This window comes from Natrononativus sp. DTA114 (assembly GCF_059736515.1).
The window spans coordinates 151,626-170,300 of sequence record NZ_JCASSN010000002.1; the positions used below are offsets into that span (position 1 = coordinate 151,626).

General features: G+C 67.0%; 19 protein-coding genes. 8 read left to right on the top strand and 11 right to left on the bottom strand.

Annotation, left to right across the window (positions count from 1 at the left end; all coding sequences use genetic code 11):
- The first annotated feature begins 54 nt into the window (after nt 1-54).
- A complete protein-coding gene (alaS, locus tag AC6I6S_RS08710; protein WP_497949521.1) occupies nt 55-2,835 on the top strand; it encodes an alanine--tRNA ligase in 2,781 nt (926 codons plus the stop codon).
- A 22-nt stretch (nt 2,836-2,857) separates the two neighbouring features.
- Here the strand turns inward: alaS and AC6I6S_RS08715 are convergent, their stop codons facing one another.
- The 5 genes from AC6I6S_RS08715 to AC6I6S_RS08735 form a co-directional block, all read right to left on the bottom strand.
- Nucleotides 2,858-3,292, bottom strand: coding sequence for a type II toxin-antitoxin system VapC family toxin (locus tag AC6I6S_RS08715; RefSeq protein WP_497949522.1), 435 nt, complete (start codon nt 3,290-3,292; stop codon nt 2,858-2,860).
- A complete protein-coding gene (locus AC6I6S_RS08720; RefSeq protein ID WP_497949523.1) occupies nt 3,292-3,567 on the bottom strand; it encodes an AbrB/MazE/SpoVT family DNA-binding domain-containing protein in 276 nt (91 codons plus the stop codon). The genes AC6I6S_RS08715 and AC6I6S_RS08720 overlap by 1 nt, the downstream gene beginning before the upstream one ends.
- Nucleotides 3,568-4,354: 787 nt before the next feature.
- Complete coding sequence (locus tag AC6I6S_RS08725; protein ID WP_497949525.1) at nt 4,355-5,332, bottom strand: acetamidase/formamidase family protein; 978 nt, start codon at nt 5,330-5,332, stop codon at nt 4,355-4,357.
- 69 nt (nt 5,333-5,401) lie between these two features.
- The gene (locus tag AC6I6S_RS08730; RefSeq protein WP_497949526.1) at nt 5,402-5,779 is read right to left on the bottom strand and encodes a hypothetical protein; all 378 of its coding nucleotides are present in this window, start codon (nt 5,777-5,779) and stop codon (nt 5,402-5,404) included.
- Nucleotides 5,776-6,936: an HD domain-containing protein gene (locus tag AC6I6S_RS08735; protein WP_497949527.1), complete on the bottom strand. Its 1,161-nt coding sequence runs from the start codon at nt 6,934-6,936 to the stop codon at nt 5,776-5,778. The genes AC6I6S_RS08730 and AC6I6S_RS08735 overlap by 4 nt, the downstream gene beginning before the upstream one ends.
- A gap of 209 nt (nt 6,937-7,145) precedes the next feature.
- Here AC6I6S_RS08735 and AC6I6S_RS08740 point away from each other — a divergent pair, with 209 nt between their 5' ends.
- The 5 genes from AC6I6S_RS08740 (at nt 7,146) to AC6I6S_RS08760 (ending at nt 11,810) form a co-directional block, all read left to right on the top strand.
- Nucleotides 7,146-8,123: an ABC transporter ATP-binding protein gene (locus AC6I6S_RS08740; RefSeq protein ID WP_497949529.1), complete on the top strand. Its 978-nt coding sequence runs from the start codon at nt 7,146-7,148 to the stop codon at nt 8,121-8,123.
- Nucleotides 8,120-8,971, top strand: coding sequence for an ABC transporter permease (locus AC6I6S_RS08745; RefSeq protein WP_497949530.1), 852 nt, complete (start codon nt 8,120-8,122; stop codon nt 8,969-8,971). Before AC6I6S_RS08740 ends, AC6I6S_RS08745 begins: the two co-directional genes overlap by 4 nt.
- A gap of 48 nt (nt 8,972-9,019) precedes the next feature.
- Nucleotides 9,020-9,799 carry an alpha/beta fold hydrolase gene (locus AC6I6S_RS08750; protein ID WP_497949531.1) on the top strand — a complete coding sequence of 260 codons (780 nt, stop codon included), beginning with the start codon at nt 9,020-9,022 and terminating at the stop codon, nt 9,797-9,799.
- Nucleotides 9,800-9,841: 42 nt separating this feature from the next.
- Nucleotides 9,842-11,026 (top strand): class I adenylate-forming enzyme family protein, encoded by a 1,185-nt coding sequence (locus AC6I6S_RS08755; RefSeq protein WP_497949533.1) that lies wholly within the window; start codon nt 9,842-9,844, stop codon nt 11,024-11,026.
- Between the two features lie 67 nt (nt 11,027-11,093).
- Complete coding sequence (locus AC6I6S_RS08760; RefSeq protein ID WP_497949534.1) at nt 11,094-11,810, top strand: type 1 glutamine amidotransferase; 717 nt, start codon at nt 11,094-11,096, stop codon at nt 11,808-11,810.
- A 17-nt stretch (nt 11,811-11,827) separates the two neighbouring features.
- Here the strand turns inward: AC6I6S_RS08760 and AC6I6S_RS08765 are convergent, their stop codons facing one another.
- From AC6I6S_RS08765 to AC6I6S_RS08775, 3 genes are all read right to left on the bottom strand, one after another.
- On the bottom strand, nt 11,828-12,322 hold the full coding sequence (locus AC6I6S_RS08765) for a hypothetical protein (RefSeq protein WP_497949535.1): 495 nt from the start codon (nt 12,320-12,322) through the stop codon (nt 11,828-11,830).
- Nucleotides 12,323-12,326: 4 nt separating this feature from the next.
- Entirely contained in the window at nt 12,327-13,430 is a 1,104-nt protein-coding gene (locus tag AC6I6S_RS08770) for an ArsR/SmtB family transcription factor (RefSeq protein ID WP_497949536.1), read from the bottom strand.
- 81 nt (nt 13,431-13,511) lie between these two features.
- Nucleotides 13,512-15,674: a heterodisulfide reductase-related iron-sulfur binding cluster gene (locus AC6I6S_RS08775; protein WP_497949538.1), complete on the bottom strand. Its 2,163-nt coding sequence runs from the start codon at nt 15,672-15,674 to the stop codon at nt 13,512-13,514.
- Nucleotides 15,675-15,852: 178 nt separating this feature from the next.
- Here AC6I6S_RS08775 and AC6I6S_RS08780 point away from each other — a divergent pair, with 178 nt between their 5' ends.
- Both AC6I6S_RS08780 and AC6I6S_RS08785 read left to right on the top strand, forming a co-directional pair.
- Nucleotides 15,853-16,443: a conditioned medium-induced protein 4 gene (locus tag AC6I6S_RS08780; RefSeq protein ID WP_497949540.1), complete on the top strand. Its 591-nt coding sequence runs from the start codon at nt 15,853-15,855 to the stop codon at nt 16,441-16,443.
- A 41-nt stretch (nt 16,444-16,484) separates the two neighbouring features.
- On the top strand, nt 16,485-17,165 hold the full coding sequence (locus tag AC6I6S_RS08785) for a CRISPR-associated protein Cas4 (protein ID WP_497949541.1): 681 nt from the start codon (nt 16,485-16,487) through the stop codon (nt 17,163-17,165).
- 22 nt (nt 17,166-17,187) lie between these two features.
- Here the strand turns inward: AC6I6S_RS08785 and AC6I6S_RS08790 are convergent, their stop codons facing one another.
- From AC6I6S_RS08790 to AC6I6S_RS08800, 3 genes are read right to left on the bottom strand one after another with little or no spacing between them, the layout of a single operon-like run.
- Nucleotides 17,188-17,772: an L-threonylcarbamoyladenylate synthase gene (locus AC6I6S_RS08790; RefSeq protein WP_497949542.1), complete on the bottom strand. Its 585-nt coding sequence runs from the start codon at nt 17,770-17,772 to the stop codon at nt 17,188-17,190.
- A gap of 31 nt (nt 17,773-17,803) precedes the next feature.
- Nucleotides 17,804-18,331 (bottom strand): redoxin domain-containing protein, encoded by a 528-nt coding sequence (locus tag AC6I6S_RS08795; protein ID WP_497949544.1) that lies wholly within the window; start codon nt 18,329-18,331, stop codon nt 17,804-17,806.
- On the bottom strand, nt 18,331-18,654 hold the full coding sequence (locus AC6I6S_RS08800; RefSeq protein WP_497949545.1) for a glutathione S-transferase N-terminal domain-containing protein: 324 nt from the start codon (nt 18,652-18,654) through the stop codon (nt 18,331-18,333). Before AC6I6S_RS08800 ends, AC6I6S_RS08795 begins: the two co-directional genes overlap by 1 nt.
- Between the last annotated feature and the right edge of the window lie 21 nt (nt 18,655-18,675).

An 18,675-nucleotide genomic window follows, 5' to 3' on the forward strand; every position in this document is an offset into this window, starting at 1 on the left:
GAACTGAGCGTTGCGGAACTGTTTTACGCCCTGCATGGCCAACAGCACATACCAATGAGCGAACTGGAGGAAGAGTACCAACTCGAGTATTTCGAGGCGGAGGGGTTCGAACGAAAGGAGTGTCCCTCCTGTGGTGCACACTTCTGGACACGTGACGGGGAGCGGGAAACCTGTGGCGAACCGCCCTGTGCGGAGTACGACTTCATCGGCAACCCCGGGTTCGACGAGGAGTACACCCTCGAGGAGATGCGCGAGGCGTTTCTCTCGTTCTTCGAGGAGCACGGTCACGAGCGGATCGACCCCTACCCGGTCGCCGCGAACCGCTGGCGCGACGACGTGTTGCTCACCCAGGCGTCGATCTACGACTTCCAGCCGCTGGTGACGAGCGGACAGACGCCGCCGCCGGCCAACCCGCTCACCATTAGCCAGCCCTGCATCCGGATGCAGGACATCGACAACGTCGGGAAAACCGGCCGACACACGATGGCCTTCGAGATGATGGCCCACCACGCGTTCAACGCCCGCGAGGATCTCGAGGACCCGGACCAGTACGCCTACCAGGGGGAAGTGTACTGGAAGGACGAGACGGTTCGCTACTGCGACGAGTTCTTCGCATCGATGGGCGTCGATCTCGAGGAGATCATCTACATCGAGGATCCGTGGGTCGGCGGCGGCAACGCCGGCCCCGCGATCGAGGTTATCTTCAAGGGCGTCGAACTCGCCACGCTCGTCTTCATGTGCATGGAGCAGGACCCCGACGGCGAGTTCGAGATGAAAGACGGGAACCGCTATTCCTACATGGACACCTACATCGTCGACACGGGCTACGGACTCGAACGCTGGGCCTGGGTCTCCCAGGGGACGCCGACGGTGTACGAGGCGATCTACCCCGACATGATCGCCTTCCTGAAGGAGAACGCCGACCTCGAGTACACCGACGACGAGGAGGCACTCGTTCACCGCGCCGCCAAACGCGCGGGCCACATGGACATCGACGAGGCCGAGGACATGGAGACCGCCCGCGGCGAGATCGCGACCGAACTCGGCGTCGACCGGGCCGAACTCGAGGCGCTGATGGAACCACTCGAGTCGATCTACGCCATCGCGGATCACTGCCGGACCCTCGCCTACATGTTCGGCGACGGCATCGTCCCCTCGAACGTCGGCACCGGCTATCTCGCCCGGATGGTGCTCCGACGGACGAAACGGCTCTGCGATACGGTGGGCGTCGACGCGCCGCTGGACGAACTCGTCGACATGCAGGCCGACCGACTCGGCTACGAGAACCGCGATACGATCCGGGACGTCGTCCGGACGGAGGTCGAGAAGTACCGCGAGACCCTGGAGCGGGGCGGTCGTCGGGTCGAAACCCTCGCCCAGGAGTACGCCGAGCGCGGAGAGGTGATCCCGACCGCGGAGCTGATCGAACTGTACGACTCCCACGGTATCCAACCGGATATGGTCGCCGAGATCGCAGAAGAGGCCGGCGCCGACGTCCAGATACCGGACGACTTTTACAGCCTCGTCGCCGAGCGCCACGACACCGCCGAGGCGCTCGAGGCGGCCGAGGAGGAGCCCGACGAGCGGTTTTCCGACCTGCCCGAGACAGAGAAGCTGTACTACGACGACCAGCAGCGCACCCAGTTCGAGGCGGTCGTCCTCGACGTCTTCGAGCGCGAGGAGGGGTACGACGTGGTTCTCGACCAGACGATGTTCTATCCGGAGGGTGGGGGACAGCCCGCCGACTGGGGGTCGCTGTCGACCGACGACACCACCGCGGAGGTCGTCGACGTCCAGATCGAAGACGGCGTGATCCTCCATCGGACCGACGAACCCCTCGGCAAGGGCGAGTTCGTCAACGGCCAGCTCAACGCGCCCCGGCGCCGGCAGCTGATGCGCCACCACACGGCGACGCACATCATCATGCACTCGGCGCGACAGGTCCTGGGCGAGCACGTCCGCCAGGCTGGCGCCCAGAAGGGCGTCGACTCCTCGCGGATCGACCTGCGCCACTACGACCGAATCTCCCGGGAGGACGTCAAACGGATCGAGCGCGTCGCGAACGGGATGGTGATGGACAACACCTCGGTGAGCCAGGAGTGGCCCCACCGCCAGGACGCCGAAGCCGAACACGGCTTCGACCTCTACCAGGGCGGGATCCCGCCGGGGACGAACATCCGGCTGATCCACGTCGCCGAGGACGTTCAGGCCTGCGGGGGCACCCACGTCGCCCGGACCGGCGATATCGGCGCGATCAAAGTACTCACCACCGAGCGAGTGCAGGACGGCGTCGAGCGCATCGTTTTCGCGGCCGGCGATGCCGCCATCGAGGCGACACAGCGCACCGAGGACGCCCTCTACGGTGCAGCCGAGGAGTTCGATGTCTCACCGGAGAACGTCCCCGAGACTGCCAGGCGGTTCTTCGAGGAGTGGAAGGACCGCGGCAAACAGATCGAGGAGCTGAACGAACAGCTCGCGGAAGCTCGCGCCAGCGGCGGCGGTGGCGGCGAGGAGATCACAGTCGGCGAGACGACGGCGGTCGTCCAGCGCATCGACGCCGGCATGGACGAGCTTCGAGCGACCGCAAATGCCCTCGTCGAGGAGGGTAAAATCGCCGTTCTTGGCTCCGGAGAGAGCGGCGCACAGTTCGTCGTTGCCGTCCCCGACGGCTCGGCGGTCAACGCCGGCGAGGTCGTCGGCGAACTCGCGGGGCGCGTCGGCGGTGGCGGCGGCGGCCCGCCGGACTTCGCCCAGGGCGGCGGCCCCGATACCGAGGCGCTGGACGCGGCGCTCGAGGACGCCCCGGACGTACTCAGAAACGTTTTGAACGCCTGAGTCGGTTTCGAAACCGCTGGCGTTATTTCGGTTCGTACGGGTTCGTATTCGCGTTCAGTCGCTCGAGTCCGTCGACACTATCGAACCCGGTATCGAACGAGTAGACGTGCTCGAGTCCGTTCTCCAGCGCGTAGGCGACGAGCAGTGAATCGACGTACGAGAGCTGTGCGCGGCGCTCGTACACCGTTCGACCGCGTGCCCATACCGGACTCGTCGTCCGTTCGATCGCGAAGCCGAGACTCTGCTCGAGCATCGAGAGGGCTTCGACCGTTTCGTCGTGCTGAACGGTCTGCGTGAGTGCGTTCATCGTCTCCGCGAGTACGAAGTCGAGAACGACGAGTTCGGGAAGCGCCCCCGCATCCGCATCTCGAACGATCGCCAGTCCGGTCTCGTGGTACTGATCGCGGCGAGCGAACGCCCCGTAGAGGATACCGGTATCGACGAGCGCTCGCTGCATCAGTTCGGCTCGCCAGCGTCGTGCTCGCCGGCCGGCTCGAGTCCAGAGAGGTCGTGATCCTGGGGCGGCTCACGGCCCTCGAATCCGTCGAAGTCGTCGAAGACGCCGCTTCGGCGCCGGATGACTTCCACCGATAGCTCCCCGTCGTCCCAGTACCACCGCAGCGTATCGCCCTCGTTGATGTTCGCACGCTTTCGAATCGCCGCGGGAATCGACGCCTGGTTTCCCGAGACGGCACCCTCCGCGACTGCGTCGGGAGTGTCGGAGTCGCTCATAACTCATCCTTGCGTATCGAGCTACTTAAACCACACTACTGGAGACACTAACGACACTACAGAAAACACTTATTCGGAGCTGCTGGCGTCGGCTTCGAGATCGCGACGAACTATAGTAGTTATCGTACACTAATTATATCGAAACCCATTACATTTGATAGGAACGGCCTGCTGAATACAGAGCATGAGTGCAGCACAACACCGCCGTCTGTTTCACGTCGAAATCGGTGAAGCATCTGCCTACTACACGCACGAACTGACAACCCAACAACTATATTGGGCAGACGAGAAATCCTGTTATGTCGAGTGAGTGGAGGGGAATTGCTGCTGTGTTTCTACTGAGTGGAGGATTTCTAACGGCCTTTATCGCACTTTCTTTTCCCGAATTACCGTTTTCATTCTGCACCCTGGTTGCACCTGAGGAGTCCGGCGACTTCGAACTCTATGAGTTACATATTGCCTGGATTAGGTATACCCCGGATGGAGTAAATCGATGTGCAACGTCAATTGTACACATTGCTCTTGGTTTACTCAGTATTGGAGGCGGGATTCTTGGTATCGATTATTGGAGCCAATAGCTGTCTTCTCTGTACTTAGCGTTCGGCCTTTCACGCAGATCGCGCTCTACCGAGTGCCACATTCGCGCTCTGTATTCAGCACGGCTACTGAAATCTATCACCGATCAAGGATTCCAGTAATGTCCGTACACCTGCTCACGATCATCGGCGGCCAGCCTCGGCCTCCGCGACGAGGCTGGCCGCGCAGCTGTGACCGGGTATAACCCGTTTCAACGACTACTATCGCTTTCCGGGAAGATGCTCTCGGGCAGGTATGCCGTCACGACCCAGTTGGGCGCGTCGACGACCTCGCTGATCTTCAGGTCGACGGCGGCCGAACAGAGGATGTACGCCTCCCCTCGAGTGAGCCCGCGCTCCTCGTGGAGGTGGTCGATCATGTGCAACACTGCGAGCTTCGTCGCCGCCATCAGGTCGTCGGCGATACCGGTCGTCGCGTACATCCGCTCGTCCCGGCCGGTGGGGGTGAACGGACCACCGGTCTCGAACTGGGGCTGGTCGATCTCGCGGTCCTTCTCGAGGCCGAACCGGGCGGTGACGAACATCGGCCCTTCGATTCCCGTCACACAGACCTCGCCGTCGCCCTGGGCGGCGTGGCAGTCGCCGACGGAGAACAGCGCCTCGTCGACCTCGACGGGGAGATAGACCGTGGAGCCGGTAGTCATGTGCTTTACGTCCATGTTACCGCCGACGTTTCGGGGCGGCAGTGTCTCGTGTTCGCCCGTTTCGGCGGGCGCGACGCCGATCGTCCCCGGAAACGGCTCGAGTGGGACCTCGATTCCGCGTACGAAGTGGCCGACGTCGCCCTCTAAGTCCCAGATGTGGACGTCGGCCTCGGGGAACTCTTCGGGGAGCAGTCCCAGCCCCATCTCGCCGGGGAGGAAGCCGGTGTATCCCCAGCCCTTGTGCTGGAAGCCGAGGAGTTCGACGACGAGCGTGTCGCCGGGTTCGGCGCCCTCGACCGCGACGGGACCGGTCAGGGGATGGACCGGATCGAAGCTGACGGTCGCGAAGTCGTCGGCCCCCGACTCGACGTCGACCTGTCGGTCGACCGCGTCACGGCACTCGAATCGGACGACGTCGCCCGGTTCGACGGTGAGGATCGGCTCGAGGGAGTTGTCCCAGGCGTTGTGGATGTTCCGGTCGGCGTCGCTCAGGCGGTGGTCGACGGTGTACGCTGGCTCGGACATACAGCCGTGGTAACGACGAGTGTGGTATTAATTGTCGTGATCTCGGGTTCCGGCTCGGGTGAGGACCCGTTACTTCCCGTAGGCGCCGGCCGGCTCCCGGCGTCGCCGCGCCAGCGCCAGTAAACCGAGTTCGACCACGAGCACGCCGAGGCCGAAGCCGGCGACCAGTCCCGTCACCTCGGGACGGCTGATCGTGACGGCGATCACCCCGAGCGTGAGAATCGCCAGCGCGTAGATTGCGGTCGCCTTCGGACTCGAGTACAGCCACGAGAACGCGGCGACGACGCCACAGCAGACGCCGCCGCCGACGGCGAGCGCCGAGAGGGCGACGCCGTAGAGCCAGGCGAACACCGGAACGCCGAGGAGGAGGATTGCCAGCGCCGTCGCCAGTTCGACGCCGCGCCCGGAGCCGCGGCCCGGCCGCTCGGACCGCCGGTCCGCCGTCATCGCTCGAGCACCCGACGTTCGGCGACGGCCGAAACCGCCGGCGCGTGAGCCTCGGGTGCGTAGACGCCGAGTCGCCACTGGGCCTTCTGGGCGGCCTGCAGCCCCTGGACGAGCGGGGACTGCTCGCGGAGCCGGCGGACCTCGCCGCCGACGACGACCCCCGTCTCGGTTTCGGGCATGCTCGGTCGGCCGGGACAGTCGATCACCACGGAGCCGGCGTCGAGATCCGCCTCCGACTCGAGCTCCGCCTCGAGCGCCCTGATCTCCTCGTGGTCGGCCGCGAGCAGCCAGTCGGGGGCGGCCTCGAGTTCGGCCCAGACGGCGCGCTTGTACAGCCGTCGTTCGGCCAGCCTGGCGGCGACATCGGCGGTCGCCGGACAGTCGCGCAGGGCGGCCAGTAGCTGGGCGTCGGTCATCCGGGCGAACGCCTCGACCGCGAGGTCGGTCTCGTCGAGCAGCGTCTCGGAGGCGCGCTCGAGCATCGCGCCGGCGATCCGGGAGACGTGGTGGCGGTAGACGGTCGCGTTCATCAGCGCACGAGCCACGAGGAGGCTCTCTGCGGCCGCGACGTTCCCCTCCGCGAGCGCGAGGTCGTCGTCGACGAACCGGAGGACCCGAACGAGCCGGCCGGGGTCGACGGTGCCGTAGGGAACGCCGGTGTGGTGGGCGTCCCGCACGAGGTAGTCCATCCGGTCGACGTCCAGATCGCTCGAGACCAGTTGGCCCAGCCGCCCCTCGCCGGCGATCAGGTCGGCGACCGCGCCGGAATCGAGGCCGTGGGACTCGAGGATTTCACCGAGTTCCGAGGACTCGAGCAGGCCGGCGACGTCGTCGTGGTGTCTTCCCAGCCGGCGCTCGATGATCCGCTCGGTCTGGTGACCGTAGGGGCCGTGGCCGACGTCGTGGAGCAGCGCGGCCGCCCGGACGGCGTCGGCGCGGGCCCCCTCGACCTCGAGCTGGGTGAGCGCCTCCCTGGCGAGGTGGTAGACGCCGAGGCTGTGTTCGAACCGGGTGTGACTCGCCGAGGGGTAGACCAACCGCACGGTCGAGAGCTGTTTGACGTGTCGAAGCCGTTGCATCGCCGCCGTATCGAGTAAGTCGCGGGCGACGCCGTCGACCTCCACGTAGTCGTGGACGGCGTCTTTGATCGCTTGCATACCCCTTCCTTCGGGGCTCGGCCCAAAACGGAATCGGTGTCCGAACGCGGGCGGCCCGACCGTTGGAACCGTCCGCGTTCCGCTCGCCTTTCACTCTGTCAGTGACAGAATATGCGCCCACACCGTAGAAATCCGTGCGTATGTAACGCTATATCCCACATTTCTATAAAAGGTTATGCTTCCAGGGTGTGTCACCGTCGCTACATAGAATGACTGCAATTCAAACACGTGGACTCACGCGCCGCTTCGGCGACGTGACGGCCGTCGACTCCCTCGACCTCGAGGTTCGTCGCGGGGAAGTGTACGGATTCCTGGGCCCGAACGGAGCCGGGAAATCGACCACGATCAATATGTTGCTCAACTACGCGCGGCCGAGCGAGGGTTCGGGAACGGTTCTCGGCCACGACATCGTCGACGAATCCCTCGAAATCCGCCAGAAAACGGGCATCCTTCCGGAGGACTTCGGAATGTATGAGCGTCTAACCGCGCGAAAGCACGTCCAGTTCGCGATCGACGTCAAGGGCGCCGACGACGACCCGGTGGACCTGCTCGAGCGCGTCGGCCTGTCCGACGCCGCGGATCGGAAGGCCGGCGGCTTCTCGACCGGGATGAAACAGCGGACGGCGCTGGCGATGGCGCTCGTCGGGGAACCGGAACTCCTGATCCTCGACGAACCCTCGTCGGGGCTCGACCCGAACGGCGCCCGCGAGATGCGCGAGATCATCCGGGCGGAGGTCGACCGCGGCGCGACCGTGTTCTTCTCGAGTCACATCATGGAGCAGGTCGAGGCGATCTGCGGCCGCGTCGGGATCATGCGCGACGGCCGTCTCGTCGCCGAGGACACGATCGACGCGCTGAAGGATCGGTTCGACTCGGAGTCCCAGCTCGTCGTCACCGTCGACGCCGTTCCCGAGGGCCTCGTTGCCGACATCGAGACGCTCCCGGGCGTCTCCAGTGCGCGCGTCGACGGACGCGACGTCGTCGCGGTGCTGTCCGATTCGGGCCGGAAAGCCGCAGTCATCAACGCGATCGAGGAGACCGGCGTCGCGATCGACGACATCACCTCGGCGGAGCCCTCGCTCGAGGAGCTGTTCGCCGCGCTCACCACCGACGACCACCCCTCGAGCGGCGGGGGAAGCGATACCGCCGAGACCGCGACGGATCGAACCGAGGTGGCCGACGTATGAGCTGGGTCCACGTCGCCCGGAAGGACTTCGAAGACGCCGGTCGCTCGCTGCTGCTGTGGGCGCTGACCGCCATCCTGCTCCTGCTCGTGGCGGGGCTCTCCGCGATTCCGTCGCTGCTCGCAGAGGGGTCGACGCCGTCGTACGAGGAGGCGCTGATGTTCCTCTTCACGCCGATCGGCTTCCTCGTCCCGATCATCGGTCTGATCGTCGGCTACCAGGCGATCGTCGGCGAGCGCGAGTCGGGGAGCATGCGGTTTCTGCTCGGCCTGCCCAACAGCCGCCGCGACGTCCTTCTGGGGAAGGTCGTCGGTCGCACCGCCGTCATCGCCGTCCCGACGATCGTCGCGTTTCTCGCCGGCGCCGTCGTCGTCGCGGCGCTGTACGACGGCTTCGACGTCGTCAACTACGTCGGTCTTCTGGCGTTCTCGCTGGTGATGGGGCTCGTCTACGTCGCCATCGCCGTCGGCGTCTCCGCGAGCGTCTCGTCGCGGGCGAAGGCGGTCGCGGGCGCGGCGGGCGTGTTCGTCGTCTTCGATATCATCTGGCAGTTCGTCCCGATGGCGATCTACTGGTTCCTGGAGGGCGAACTCCCGAACTTCTTCGAGAACGTCCCCGTCTGGTACGTCTTCCTCGAGCGACTCAGCCCCAGCGAATCGCTGAGCGCGATCTCGCTCACGCTCGTCGACTTCTTCGGCGCCGAGGAGATCGACCTCACGGCCGCGGGGCGCGTCGGCGGCGAGATTCCGTTCTACCTCGAGAACTGGTTCGCCTGGCTCATCATCCTCGCGTGGATCGTCGTCCCGCTGGCGATCGGCTACGCCCGATTCAGCAGGGCGACGCTGAACTGACCGGGCGAGACCGAAACGCCCGTCACCGGTCGGCGCGTTCGACCGGCCATGGCGCTTGCGAAACGCGGCGACGTCGAACTCTTCTACGAAACCGACGGCGACGGTGACGCGGTCGTCTTCGTGAGCGAGGCCGGTCTCGGCGGCTGGCTCTGGGGCTGGCAGCACGCCGCCCTCGCCGGCCCGTTCGAGGCCGTCGCCTGGGACCTCAGGGGAACCGGCCGCTCCGACGCGCCGCCGGGTCCGTACGACCTCGAAACCCTCGTCGGCGATCTCGAGGCGGTCGTCACCGACTGCGGTCACCGCTCGGCGCACGTCGTCGGCGCGGGACTCGGCGGTGCGATCGCGCTCGAGGCCGCCCGCACGACCAACCGCATCGAGACGCTGACACTGTTCGGAACCGCCGCTCGCGGGGCCGACTTCGACCTCGAACCGCTGTTCGCCCCACCCGACGAGCGATCGGCGCTCCTCGCCTCGCTGGAAACCGCTCTCTCCGCCGAGTTCCGGACCGAACACCCGGACGTGCTCGAGGAGATCGCCGACTGGCGCGGCGACGGCGACGCGACGCGAGCGGGATTCGACGCGCAGGTGGCCGCACTCGAGGGGTTCGACGCGACCGACCGGCTCGTCGAGGTGACCCAGCCGACGCACGTCGTCCACGGTACCGCCGACGCGCTCGTCCCCGTCGACGCCGGCCGCGACCTCGCCCGGGGGCTGCCCCGCGGCGAGTTCAGGGCGCTCGAGGGGGCGGGCCACTTCGGGTTCGTCGAGCGCTCGCGGGACGTGAACGACCGGGTGCTGGGATTCCTCGAAACGAACGCGGACGCGTAGGCAGGGCCGGAAACTACGGTTCCCGGCGTCGTACGGAGCCGCGTGACGCTCTCGATCGAACGCCGGGCGGCCCGCTGGGGGGATCGAACCGCGGTGATCGACGTTTCCGAGGAGGCGCTGTACGCGCCCGCGAAGACGATCGACGCCGACCGCGTTACGTACGGGGGACTCGAGCGCCTCGCCGAACACACCGCCGGAGCCCTCGCCGGAACGGGAATCGAGGCCGGTCACACGGTCTGCTCGGTGACCCGAAACCGCGTCGCGGCGCTCGCGCTGCTGTCCGCCTGTCGCCGTCTCGGCGCGACGTTCGCGCCGGTCTCCCACCGGCTGACGCCCGCGACGGTTCACCGTCCGCTCGAGGCGCTCGACCCGGAGCTGGTCGTTTCCGAACCGGCCCAGCGGGATCTGACTCGAGAGCTGCCGCCGGCCGAGACGGCGACGTTCTCGGAACTCGCCGCGGCGGAAGCCGAACCGGCGGACGCGCAGCCGACCGAGACCGCGACGGATCCGCTCCTGGCGCTGCACGACGAGTCGGGGGACCGCGTCGTCACGTACTCGGACGCGGCCGTCGAGTGGAACTGTCTCACCGTCGCCCTGACGCTCGGGATCTGTCGAAACGCTCGGCTTCCGCTGCTGGGGCCGCTGTCGTCCCCCGACGGGCTGCTGCGGGTCGCGCTGCCGACGCTGTACGTCGGCGGAACGCTGTTGCTCGACCGGGCGTTCGACCCCGACGACGCGCTGGCGGTGATCGAGCGCGAGCGGGCGACGCTGCTCGTCGGCCGCGCGGTCGAATTCCGCGAACTCGCCGGTCGAGACGGGTTCGACGCGGCGCTCCAGTCGGTCGATCGGGTCGTGAGCGGGACGGCCCCCGACGAGGAGATCCGAGACGCTTACGCGGCTCGAGGGGTTCCGATCGACCGGGCCTACGGCCGCCTCGAGTGTCCGACCGCGCTGGTGCAGTCACGGGCCGAGGGGGGCAACACGGCGGGTTCCGTGGTCGGTCGCCCCGTCCTCGATTGCGAGGCACGGCTGGTCGACGAGGACGGGGCCGTACTCGAGGGGGCCGCCGAGGGCGTGCTCGAGCTCGCGGGACCGGTGCTCGCGGACGGCTACCGCCCCGATAGGGGGCAGGCAACCGATCGCCACGGCCGCTTCACCGACGGCTGGTTCGCCACCGGCGAGCGGTTTCGCCGCGACGAGGACGGGGTGTACCGGACCGCTGCGTGACCGCAGCGACGGCAACCGCGCCGCCGGTCACAAAGCCTATTTCCCTCGAGTCTCCAAGCACCCACCGATGAGTCAGCTCCGTATTGCCGTCCTGAACGCCTCCCACCGGGATGCGAACACGACGCGGAACTTCCGACGCGAACTCGAGGGCTCGCTCGCCGAGTTCGACGTCACGAGTGGATCTCTCCCCGAAACGTACGTTTTCGACGCGGTCGTCGTTACCGGCTCCCGCTCCTCGGTGTACTGGGACGAGCCGTGGATCGAGCCTACGAAGGAGTGGGTCGCCGAAGCGATCGACCGCGATATCCCCTGCCTCGGCATCTGCTGGGGCCACCAGCTGCTCGCGGACGTCCTCGGCGGCACCGTCGTGGATATGGGCGCCTACGAGGTCGGCTACAGCGAGATCGAACACACCGGCGAGTCGCGGCTGTTCGAGGGGATCGACACCGAGTTCACCGCCTTCACGAGCCACTCCGACGAGGTCTCCGCGCTGCCGCCGGGCGCCACGCCGCTCGCCGTAAACCGCTACTCGAACCACGGCTTCCGGAAGGGTCACGTCTTCGGCGTCCAGTTCCACCCCGAGTACGACCAGCGAACCGCCCGCGACCTCGTCAACGAGAAGGACCTGACCGACGAACGGCGGGACTCCGTGCTCGCGGAGATCACCGACGAGAACTACGCGCGCGCCTGCGAGGCGAAGCAGGTCTTCGAGAACTTCCTCGAGTACGTCCGCGAGTTACAGGCGACGGAGGCCGACGCCGCCGGCACCGACGCCTCGGCGTAGCGGCTCGTCCTCGCGGCTCACTTCCCTCCGGACGCGTCCGTCGCCACCCGCCTGAGCCGCCGCTCCGCCGCGCCGAGCAGCCCCGCGACCGCGAGCAGGAAGAGGGCGCCCCAGGCGTACAGCGTCAGCGGCGTCGGGCTGATCCCGAACCCGGGCCCGGCCGGCGGCAGGGTCTCGAGCGACAGCCGCCACGTCCGGTAGATCGCCCAGCCCAGCGCGACCGCGACGAGCGCGAGCGGTGAGAGCAAGCGGTGGCGCCAGGCGAGGAAGACAGCGGCCGCTCCGAGCGCGACCAGCCCGACCGAGACGACGGAGAGCAGGACGACGCCCGCGAAATCGACGTCGAAGAGCCGCGAGCCGGTCGGAAACAGCGGCCGGTGCTCGAGGGTGAGCTTCAGCCAGTGGACGAGAAGGAGGTGGCCGACGCCCGCCAGAAGGGCGATCGCCCCGACCCGCGACGGACACCACCGCAGTATCCGGTCGCGGGCGTCGGGGAGGGAGGGACCGGTCATCGAATCACCCGAACAGCAGGACGAGGCCGATCGCCGCGAGTGCGGCCGGGTAGCCGGCGAGGACGGCGACGGCCCGCCGGGAGGGGAGCCCGCGGTCGCTTCGTCGCCCCTTCGCGAGGCGGCCGACGAGGTAGCTCAGGAACCCCGTCGGGACGCCGACGAGTGCGACGATCGCCGCTCCGGCGCCGAGGGCCGCCGGCTCGAGCCCCCACCGGACGCTCTCCGCCGCGGCGAGGTAGCCCCAGGCGCCGAGCAGCGGGGCGCTCGAGGCGAGCACGCTCGGAACGACGCCGTCGGCGTCGTAGGCGCTGACGGCGGCCAACGCTACGCCGGCTGGAACTGAGAGGGGAACCGCGACGGCGGCGAAATCGCTGCGGCCGGTCGCCGCCAGATCGACGAGGAGGAAGGACCCGAACAGCAGCCCGAGAGCGCAGCCGACGTACCGTCGGCTCCGTCCAGGGGAGCGCCCGAGGAGCGTTCCGAGACACCCCGTCCGCCGGTCGTCGCGGTCCGGTCGGAGCCATCCGCGCCGATCCGCCAGCAGCACGCCGATCAGCCCGAGAACGAAAACCGAGAGGGCGACGGCGGCGGGCGCCATCCCGGTTCCCGAATCGACCGCGCTCATCCGAACGCCGCCGTCGTCCCTGCCGAGCATCCCGATACGTTCGGGGCCGCGAACGACGACGGCCGTCGAGAGGGCGACGAGACTGACGAGAAAAACCGGCGAGAACAGCCGCTCGAGCGCTCGCCCGAGGCTTTCGCGAACCCCGGGCTCTCCGCCGGCTATCACCACCGCCCGCTTCGACGGCTCGTAGACGCGGATCTCGCGGCCGTTCTCACCGTACCTGATCTCGGCGGCCTCGAGCAACCCCGCGGACTCGAGTTTGTCGACGTGGTAGCCGACGTTCTGGACGCTCGTCTCGAGTTCCTCGGCCAGCTCCGAGCGCGTCCGCCCCTCCTCGTAGCACGCCGCAAGGGCGGCGCGCGAGGTTTCCGAGCCGAGGGCGTCGAACAGCTGATCGGCGTCCTCGCCCTCGAGTCCGGTGACGGTCGGCCCGTCGGGTTCGTCGCGGAGTCGCCGCACGAGGCGACCGGCGAGTCTATCCATGGACGATACATCGAACGCGAACACAAAAACGTATCCGAGAACTACAACGTCCGTTTGACCTGATGAAGGGGGTCGTGACGATCAGTCCGCCGAAACCTCGAGCCCCGCCGTCTCCTTCTTCCCGATCGCCTCGACGATCAGTTCGGCGATGTCGACGATCTCGATCTCCTCCTCGAAGCCGCCGGTCTTGCGGCCGTCCTCGTACATCGTCATGCACATCGGGCAGGCGACGACGAACTTCTCGACCGCCGCGCCAGCGTCGGTGTCCTCGAGGGCTTCGCGGAGTCGCTCCTCGCTCGGTTTGGGCTCCTCCTCGAAGTCCATCCAGAGGCCGCCGCCGCCGCCGCCACAGCAAAACGAGTCGGCGCGGTTTCGCGGCATTTCGTACAGCTCACAGCCGGTGGCTTTCACGAGCTCGCGCGGGGCCTCGTACTCGTCGTTGTACCGCCCGAGGTGGCAGGGGTCGTGGTAGGTGACGGTGTAGTCGAGTTCGGTTCCCGAGAGGCCGAGCGCGCCGCTCTCGACCAGTTCCTCGACGGCCTGGGTCCAGTGGAGCACCTCGACCTCGCCATCCTGGTTCCAGTGCTCGTCGTACTCGAACGGCATCATCGGGTCGTCGGCGAACTCCTCGAAGTCGACCTCCGGATACTCGTTCTTGAACGTGTTGTAGCTGTGCGGGTCCGTACAGACGATCTTCTCGAATTCACAGGCCTCGAAGGACTCGACGTGGTGGCCCGCCAGTTCGAGGTAGAGGAATTCCTCGCCGACGCGACGGATGTCATTTCCGTCGTACTTCTCGTCCTCGAAGAGGATACCGAACGTGACGTCGGCCTCCTCGAGGATGGTCGCGAGCGAGCGGGCGACCTGCTTGTTGCGCTCGTCGTAGCTCGGGTAGTCGCCGACGTACCAGAGGTAGTCGACTTCCTCCTCGCGGGCGTCGGTGACGTCGAACTCGAGTTCGTCGGTCCAGTCGCCCCGATTGCGGGGGCTATTGCCGAACGTGTTGCCGTTTTGCATCACGTTCTGGAAGACGTCCTGCATGCTCGGTTTGACGTCGCCCTGGTCGACCATCTGGCGGTTCAGCCGGGTGAAGGAGTTGAGGTGCTCGATCTCGACGGGGCAGGCGTCCATGCAGGCCATACAGGCCATACAGGACTCCATCGTCTCCGTGTCGATCACGCTGCTACCGCCGTCGGCGACGATCGGTTTCGGCTCCGTCGTCTCGGCGTCCAGTTCCTCACGGTACTTCTTCAGATCGAGGATGACGTTTCGCGGGTCGAGCGGGCGATCGGAGGCCTTCGCGGGACAGACCGCCGAACAGCGGCCGCACTTGGTACAGGCGTCCTGGTCGAGCATCTCCTTCCACGTGAAGTCCTCGATCGATTCTGCGTTCGTCGCGTCGAGGTCGGCGGGGATGCCCGGCAGTCTGGCACCCGCCTTCTCGTCTCGGGTGACGACGTTCGCAAAGGACGAGATCATGTGGAACGGCTTGGCGTAGGGAATCCAGGCGATGAACACGAGCGCGAGCACCGCGTGGGACCACCAGGCCCACCAGTGTAGCGAGGCGGCGAGCGCCTGGTCGACGCCGACGGCCTCGAAGGCGAGGGCGGTCCCCCAGCCGACGAAGCTCACGATCTCCCACTCGGGGTAGCCGGTGCCGAGGATGCGCAGTCCTTCGAGGGCGAAGCCGCCGACGCCGAGCAAAAACAGCGTCCAGATGAAGAGATCGTCCTCGAGGGAGGTGTGGCGATCCCACAGCCGGTGGTTTTTCACCCAGTAGCGGCGGTACATCGCCATCCCGATACCGACGACGAACAGTAGCCCCATCGCGTCGACCATGAACTGGTAGGCAAGGTAGAAGTCACCGACGAAAAAGGAGTCCTGCCCGAGGGCCTTCGTCCAGATGTCCATGTCGACCGCGAGAATCGTCGTCGCGATCAGCAGCGTCAGAAAGCCCCACATGATAAAGGAGTGCATCAACCCGCCGTAGAGGTCGCGGTTGAACTGCTTCTCGTTCGAGAGGACGATTTTCGCGGCGCTCACGATCCGGCCCCCGATGTCGTCGACGCGGTCGAACCAGTCGGCGTCGGCGTCGCCGTACCGTGCGAACCGCGCGTAGACGCCGTAGAGGAGAACGACGATCGCAACCGCTGCGAGATAGTAAAAGAGGATCTCCTCCACTCCACTGATCCCCCAGAACGTCTCCCGGGTTGGCGTTTCCCCCGCCTGCGCGACGTGAATCATGTCCTATTCCCGGTGGAGTAGTACCTTAACTCTTCCCACACCTCCTGAATCCCACCCCGACGCAGTATCCCGGGAATCGTTCCTAAGTTGTGAGTTTATAACTATCGATGATGCGAACGTGAGGGGCCACACTAGCGGGCAACAGGCTTAACTACCCGCCCGTCGCCAGTGTCCATCCATGGACGAAAAAACCGAGGAACTGCGGGATATCTTCACCAGCGTCACCGACGGCGAGGACACCGTCACGGAATCGCAGGAGGACACCCGCGGCTCGCTCGAGCAGGACGAACGAACCGTCGAGGAACGGCTCGAGGCCGTCGTCACGCAGATGCGCGAGCGCTACGAGTTCGAGACGCCGCTCGACGACGAGGAGTTGATCGCGGTCGCCGAGCGGTTTTACGAGGACGAGAGCGACACAGAGATCGCCGACGCAGTCGGGACCGACGAGGAGACGGTCTTCGAGGCGCGCCTCTCGATGCACCTGATCAACGAGGGAGACGCCGACGAAGTCGACCTCGCTGCGATCCGCGCACGCGACGAAACGGACGCCGAACTCGCCGAGAGCTACGGCGTCGACACCGCCGACATCCGTCGGTATCGGCGGGTCGCCGACGCGAAGGACGAATCGCGGGCGGCCAACGACCGCTACCGCGACGAGTTCGACAGCCTGCTCGGCGACTCCGACATCTCCGACCGGATGGCGACCGACGTCCGCGAGGACGGCCTCGAGGACGCCACCGAGGGGATGGAAACCGACGTCTCCTTCTGAGCTTCTTCGGGTTTATATACGATGGGGCGGCCAGACGCCCCGTGACGCTCGTCGCCTTCAGCGATCTTCGGACGGCCGCCTACTGCCCGCGAAAGTGTTACTACGTCCGCCGGGACGACGACCGCGAGCCGCCGCCTGCAGTCGACCGCACGCGAGCGCTCGCGACCCGCTACGAGACGCTTCTCGAGGCCGACGACGACGAACTCGCGTCCGAACCGATCGCCCTCGAGCCGGCAACCTACCGGCGGCGGCTGACGGAAACACGCCGGCGTCTCGAGGCGAAAGACCGGTGGGCCGCGCTCTGTACCCCGAAGGAGCGAGACGTGCTCGCGACCGGCCGCCACGTCCGCGGCATCGTCCACAAGGTGCTCGCCGACCCGCTCGAGCCGTCGCTCGTCTCGACCGGAAAACCGCCGGAAACGGGCGTCTGGCAGCCCCAGTCGGTCCACGCCGTCGCCGCGGCGAAGGCCCTCGCCTGGGAGCACGAGACGCCGGTCGACCGGGCCTGGCTCGAGTACCCCGCCCACGGCGTGATCCGCCCGATCGAGCTTACGACCCGCCGGAAGGCGATCTACCGGCGGACGCTCAGGACGGTTCGCGAACTCGACGGGCCGCCGCCTCGTCTTCGAAACCGTTCGAAGTGTGACTCGTGTGGCTACGCCACGGAGTGTGGCGTTCGCACCCGGACGCTGCGGTCGCTCATCGGACAATTCACGGGGTAACGCCTCTGTGCGCCGAATCCGGCTACCTGCTCGCCAGCCAGGCCTCGATCTCGTCTGCGAGCGTGCCGCGGCGGTGGATCGTCCCGCTCGAGACGTCGACGACGGTGCTTCCGGTGCCCGCGGTTTCGCCGCCGTCGAGGACGGTGTTGGCAGCATCGCGAATCTCGGGGTCCAGATCGTCGAGGCGACGAGCGCTCGGTCGCCCGCTGACGTTCGCGCTCGTCGCCGTGATCGGTGTGCCGGCGCGCTCGCACAGCGAGAGTGCGAGGGGGTGATCCGGCACCCGAACCCCGACGCGGTCCCTGCCGGCGGTGAGGACCGCCGGCACGTTCTCGCGGTGCCGACAGAGCACGGTGACAGGGCCGGGGAGAAACCGGGCCATGAACTGCCGCTCTCGGTCGGTCGCGCGGACGAACTCGAGGGCCGCCCGCACCGAGGGGACGGCCAGCGAGATCGGCTTCGACCGCTCGCGGCCCTTCGCCTCGAAGACGCGCTCGACGGCGGCAGGATCGAGCGCATCGGCGCCCAGGCCGTAGACGGTTTCGGTCGGGTAGACGACCAGTTCGCCGGCACGGATCGCAGCCGCAGCGGACTCGAGGTCGGTCATTCGTCGGCCACTTGGCGGCGCCGGGTAAAAATCATACCAGTCCGAGTCGCTCCTCGAGGGCGTCGTAGTCGGGGAACTCCGGCCACTCGCGGGCGACCCACGTCGCGTCGATCGCTCCGCCCTCGTCGACGGCGACGAACGCGAGCCGGGGTTCGCTCACGCCGGCCATCCCGTCGAGATCGTGGGCGATGCCGTAGGCGTCGGCGACCTCGTTCGCCGGATCGGCGAAGATCGAGAACGGGTACTCCCGCTCGTCGAGAAAGCGCGAGATTGAATACGGTGTCGAGGCGGTGACGCCGACTACCGACACGCCGTTCTCGTCGGCGCTGCCGGCGACACCCCAGCCGCGCTCGCGGATCTCGTCCCAGACGTGCTGGGCGACGAACGAACCGATCATGGGGGTGAACACCAGGATCGTCGGGCGGCCCTCGAGCAGGGCGGAAAGCGACCGGTCAGTCCACTGTTCGGCGGTCACCAGCGGACGAGTGAATTCGGGGGCCTCGTCGCCGGACTCGGGGTGGTTGGCGGGGCCAAGATCGACGACCTCGAAGTCGGCCATCAGTCGCCGCCTCCGGCGTCGGTGGCTGTCGCCTCACTGCTGGCGGTCGCCTCCCCGCGCGAGCCGTCGCCGTAGGTCGACTCGAGGTAGTCGACGATGTTGGCGCTCTCGGCCATCGTGACGCCGGTCCGCTCGTCGACGAGCACCGGAACGGTACGGACGCCGGCGGCGCGTTTAACGGCGTCGCGCCGCGAGTGAAGGGGTTCGACGAACCGGGAGCGGTACTCGAGGCCGTACCCCTGCAGTCGGTGGGCGACGCGTTCGCAGTAGGGACAGGCCTGCAGCCGATACAGCGTGAGCGGCGGGTCCGCGATCTCTGTCATACCCGTTGTTCGGCCAAGAAC

Bases quoted from the DNA above. Each gene is read 5' to 3' on its own strand.
- AC6I6S_RS08725 (WP_497949525.1), bottom strand. From the start codon at position 5,332: ATGTCCGAGCCAGCGTACACCGTCGACCACCGCCTGAGCGACGCCGAC.
- AC6I6S_RS08775 (WP_497949538.1), bottom strand. From the start codon at position 15,674: ATGATTCACGTCGCGCAGGCGGGGGAAACGCCAACCCGGGAGACGTTC.
- AC6I6S_RS08720 (WP_497949523.1), bottom strand. From the start codon at position 3,567: ATGAGCGACTCCGACACTCCCGACGCAGTCGCGGAGGGTGCCGTCTCG.
- AC6I6S_RS08780 (WP_497949540.1), top strand. From the start codon at position 15,853: ATGGACGAAAAAACCGAGGAACTGCGGGATATCTTCACCAGCGTCACC.
- AC6I6S_RS08795 (WP_497949544.1), bottom strand. From the start codon at position 18,331: ATGGCCGACTTCGAGGTCGTCGATCTTGGCCCCGCCAACCACCCCGAG.
- AC6I6S_RS08760 (WP_497949534.1), top strand. From the start codon at position 11,094: ATGAGTCAGCTCCGTATTGCCGTCCTGAACGCCTCCCACCGGGATGCG.
- AC6I6S_RS08765 (WP_497949535.1), bottom strand. From the start codon at position 12,322: ATGACCGGTCCCTCCCTCCCCGACGCCCGCGACCGGATACTGCGGTGG.
- AC6I6S_RS08750 (WP_497949531.1), top strand. From the start codon at position 9,020: ATGGCGCTTGCGAAACGCGGCGACGTCGAACTCTTCTACGAAACCGAC.
- AC6I6S_RS08715 (WP_497949522.1), bottom strand. From the start codon at position 3,292: ATGCAGCGAGCGCTCGTCGATACCGGTATCCTCTACGGGGCGTTCGCT.
- alaS (WP_497949521.1), top strand. From the start codon at position 55: ATGAGCGAACTGGAGGAAGAGTACCAACTCGAGTATTTCGAGGCGGAG.
- AC6I6S_RS08800 (WP_497949545.1), bottom strand. From the start codon at position 18,654: ATGACAGAGATCGCGGACCCGCCGCTCACGCTGTATCGGCTGCAGGCC.
- AC6I6S_RS08735 (WP_497949527.1), bottom strand. From the start codon at position 6,936: ATGCAAGCGATCAAAGACGCCGTCCACGACTACGTGGAGGTCGACGGC.
- AC6I6S_RS08770 (WP_497949536.1), bottom strand. From the start codon at position 13,430: ATGGATAGACTCGCCGGTCGCCTCGTGCGGCGACTCCGCGACGAACCC.
- AC6I6S_RS08745 (WP_497949530.1), top strand. From the start codon at position 8,120: ATGAGCTGGGTCCACGTCGCCCGGAAGGACTTCGAAGACGCCGGTCGC.
- AC6I6S_RS08730 (WP_497949526.1), bottom strand. From the start codon at position 5,779: ATGACGGCGGACCGGCGGTCCGAGCGGCCGGGCCGCGGCTCCGGGCGC.
- AC6I6S_RS08790 (WP_497949542.1), bottom strand. From the start codon at position 17,772: ATGACCGACCTCGAGTCCGCTGCGGCTGCGATCCGTGCCGGCGAACTG.
- AC6I6S_RS08740 (WP_497949529.1), top strand. From the start codon at position 7,146: ATGACTGCAATTCAAACACGTGGACTCACGCGCCGCTTCGGCGACGTG.